General features: G+C 39.9%; 4 protein-coding genes. 2 read left to right on the forward strand and 2 right to left on the reverse strand.

Translation table 11 applies throughout. The features are described from left to right. A partial coding sequence (locus tag F6J94_RS31790) for a hypothetical protein (RefSeq protein ID WP_293047557.1) occupies nt 1–767 on the forward strand: 767 nt, incomplete at its 5' end. A 22-nt stretch (nt 768–789) separates the two neighbouring features. On the opposite strand, the gene F6J94_RS31795 is transcribed toward F6J94_RS31790, so the two are convergent. Both F6J94_RS31795 and F6J94_RS31800 read right to left on the reverse strand, forming a co-directional pair. After that, a complete protein-coding gene (locus F6J94_RS31795) occupies nt 790–1,683 on the reverse strand; it encodes a serine protease (protein ID WP_293047559.1) in 894 nt (297 codons plus the stop codon). Between the two features lie 349 nt (nt 1,684–2,032). After that, on the reverse strand, nt 2,033–2,371 hold the full coding sequence (locus tag F6J94_RS31800) for a CU044_2847 family protein (protein WP_293047561.1): 339 nt from the start codon (nt 2,369–2,371) through the stop codon (nt 2,033–2,035). A 325-nt stretch (nt 2,372–2,696) separates the two neighbouring features. Between F6J94_RS31800 and hemB the strand changes: the two genes are divergently transcribed. Further along, nucleotides 2,697–3,631: porphobilinogen synthase (gene hemB, locus F6J94_RS31805; protein WP_293047563.1), on the forward strand; the 935-nt coding region annotated here is incomplete at its 3' end.

Genomic DNA, 3,631 nt, shown 5'->3' on the forward strand with positions numbered 1-3,631 from the left:
ATCATCTTAAATTATCTTTAATCGAGTATAAAAGTATGAGTATAATCTCAGAAATCAAGAATAAAAAGCTGGGATTAGTAGAAATCCTGGTGTTGGGGCATGAAATATATTTAAAAAACATCAAATTACATTTGACATTATTTTGTGCATTAATTATTTCTTCATCTCTACCAATTATTTTTCTTATAAATTATACTATTACACAAAATTTTAACTTGATATTGATATTAGTTTATTTTCTGTATATTTGTTTTTATTTACTTGTTTTTGGTTCAATATATAGTATGTCGGTGGCGGCAGCGACAGAAAATTTTCTCTTAAAAAGAGAAACTCGATTTCAAACGTTGATGAGTCGAATATTTCCAGATATAGGAACTTTGGTGAATTTGACTTTTAGACTTAGTATTGCTTTCATTTTACGTTTATTTCTATTGGTTGTACCAGGTATTATTTATCTTGTTAACAATGGATTTTGTATTTATGCTTTTGTTCTTCGAGGTCAAAAAGGAAAAGCAGCTTTTAATTATAGTCGCACTATAGTAAAGGGGAATTGGTGGAGAGTATTCTTATTCTTACTTTTAGTTTTATTTAGTGCTTTGGGCTTACAAATTATATTAACCCAAGTATTAAATACAATCCCTTTTATTAATTATCTAAGTGCTTTATCTTTATCAACTTTAATTACCCAATTTATTTTAATTGGAGTAAGTATTGGAAGCGTACTGCTATTTCTAAATTTAGATTATAATAAAAGTCTGGAAAAATAACAGCTATTAATTTTATAAATATTCAACCAAGCTTTTCTTCAATTTCCTCAATATTTGATTCAATTTTATCAAGTTTCCCTTGTTCTTCTTCTATCTTCACATCTAACTGAAATTCAGTACTAGGGTCATTGGCAATAGCACGTTCTTTCCGCAATTTCCGAAGTCTTGCCCTTCCTAAATCATAAGGCTCTTGTAAATCTTCTAATTCTTGCTTAAGGCGACGGCGTTTTCGAGGTGTTAACGGTTTAGAATTAGTCGAATTTTGCCCCAATTGCCCTAATTCAGACCAAAATTGATTCAAAACCTGAGTAGGAACTAAAAATCCCGCCTTAACATTCTCTCTACGCTTCTCTGCTGCTACTGCCATCCCCACCACTCCTGCTAACTCCTCATCCCACACAGGAGCACCGCTAAATCCCCGCTCAACTTGATACCCAGTCACTTTAGTATCTTCTATTTGTAGCCAGCCTTTGGCATTTTTGTCTCGCAATACTGCCGATGCCCATACCCCCTTATCATGCCCTTTGGGAAAACCAAAAACTCTGATCGAATGGTTCCACAAATTCTGTGCTGTCACTAACTGCACTGGTTGAGCAGAATTAGGTAATTTACTATTGAGCCTTAACCCAGCAATATCTTCAATTACTTCAGTCTCGGAAACAGGTTTCCAAAACACCACACTAGCGGTTAGTTTCTGACCGGGAGCAATCAAAGGAAAATCTAAGTTAATTGGTTCAGTAGGAGCGTCTTGAGTAGTTTGTAAAATTCCTAAGGCTTCAGTAATCACATGAGCACAGGTTAGCAAATAGCCGTTAGAGACTAAAAACCCTGCTCCCACAACTGCGCCATTACTATGATAAATTCTAACAATAGAGGTTTTAAACCCTTCAAAGGAATTAGTGTTATGGTTCGCCATTGACTTACAGTGGTTTGTAATTTCGGTGAGGTACTTTCGTTCTGGGTTTTAGGGAGCAGGGAGCAGGGAGTAGGGAGTAGGTAAGAGGCAAGAGGCAAGAGGCAATAGGCAATAGGCAATAGGCAAGAGGGAAAAAATCAAAAATCCTGTATACCTCATGGTTATCAAAAACTCTGTATTGAGATTTACGGCGGTTTGCATAACTATCAGGTACACAGGATTGTTTTCCCTCTTACCTCTTTTCCCCTCCTGGGAGGGGTTAGGGGTGGGTTTATGCTCCCTGCTCCCTGCTCCGAAGTCCCTAAAAACCCAAAACTTTGTACCTAATTGAATGGCAAACCGCTGTATCTTATTTAGATTTATCTTGGGACCATTTCAGAGTAATTTCGTAGCTAACCTCACCACCAACAGAGGTAAAGATTGCCCCAGCATCAGCCGTGAGCGTCAACCCAAATTTCACCTCTACTTGATCAGCAGGAGTATCAAGGTCACGCAATTTAGAAATAATCGTAGACGCCACAGGTTTAACCTTTTCCAGTGCTTCTTCAAAGGACTGTTGAGCTTTAAGCACATACTTCCCAGAGGGTAAAGCTACCCGTTCAATGGCGTTGCTTTCTGGTTCTTCTACCTCCACCAGGAACGTAGTGCCATCGGACAAGAAAAATTTAGCCAGCTGTTTTTCTTTCATTAAGCTATAAATAACTCTAAATAACTCTACCCGTAAGTGCATTATCAAGGCACCCTACTATTTATCAGGTTTAGAGTCCAGTTTTCCGGAAATCATGCCAGTACATCTAGCAGCTGATATCACCCCAGACCGATGACCGGATTATTCCTTACTCCCCTTAAGTGAGCACTCCCTTCATCCCTGATAACCTACCGTCACCAGTCAAGTCAACCAGCAAAATCAAAGTTTTATTGCGCAGAATAATTTTTGAAACCAAAATGCTTGATAATGAACTTCACGAATTTAACAGACTTAACTCAAGTTCACATCTACTACCGGATTCACTATGTCCTTACCCAACTTGATTGACAAGTCAATAGCTTCCGACCAACTCCAATTAACCCATCGGCCTCGACGTCTGCGCCGTACAGCCGCCTTTCGTCGGATGGTTCAAGAGAATCAACTGACTGTTAATGACCTGATTTATCCAGTATTTGTGATGGAAGGTCAAGGTCTAAAACCAGAGGTTAAGTCCATGCCAGGCTGTTACCGCTATTCTCTGGACTTATTGCTAAAAGAAGTAACCGAGGCATTTGAGCTGGGGATTAATGCGATCGCACTTTTCCCTCTGATTCCCCAAGACTTGAAAGATGCTACCGGTACTGAAAGCTACAACCCGGATGGATTAATCCAACGCACCATCAGAGCAATTAAGCAAGAAGTGCCAGAGCTAGTGGTGATTACCGATGTTGCCCTTGATCCCTTTTCCAGTGATGGTCATGATGGCATTGTCACCGAAGATGGCACTATCCTAAATGACGCCACCGTGGAAGTATTGATAAAAATGGCCCTATCTCAAGCTGCAGCAGGGGCAGATATGGTTGCGCCTTCCGACATGATGGATGGACGCATTGGTGCAATTCGCAAAGCTCTAGATAGTGAAGGCTACACTGATGTCGGAATTTTGGCCTATTCCGCTAAATACGCCTCCGCTTATTATGGTCCATTCCGGGATGCCCTAGATTCCGCTCCTAAATTTGGTGACAAGAAGACTTACCAAATGGATCCCGCTAACGCCCTTGAAGCCCTCAAAGAAATTGACTTAGATATCTCAGAAGGGGCAGACATGGTCATGGTTAAACCCGCTTTAGCCTATATGGATGTTATCCACCGGGTTAGACAGCATACTAATTTACCCGTTGCTGCATACAATGTTAGTGGTGAGTACGCCATGATTAAAGCAGCCGGTCAGAATGGTTGGATTGATGAGAAAAAAGTCAT

This window comes from Moorena sp. SIO1F2 (genome assembly GCF_010672755.1).
Classification (GTDB): Bacteria; Cyanobacteriota; Cyanobacteriia; order Cyanobacteriales; family Coleofasciculaceae; genus Moorena.

Bases quoted from the DNA above. Each gene is read 5' to 3' on its own strand.
- F6J94_RS31795 (WP_293047559.1), bottom strand. From the start codon at position 1,683: ATGGCGAACCATAACACTAATTCCTTTGAAGGGTTTAAAACCTCTATT.
- F6J94_RS31800 (WP_293047561.1), bottom strand. From the start codon at position 2,371: ATGAAAGAAAAACAGCTGGCTAAATTTTTCTTGTCCGATGGCACTACG.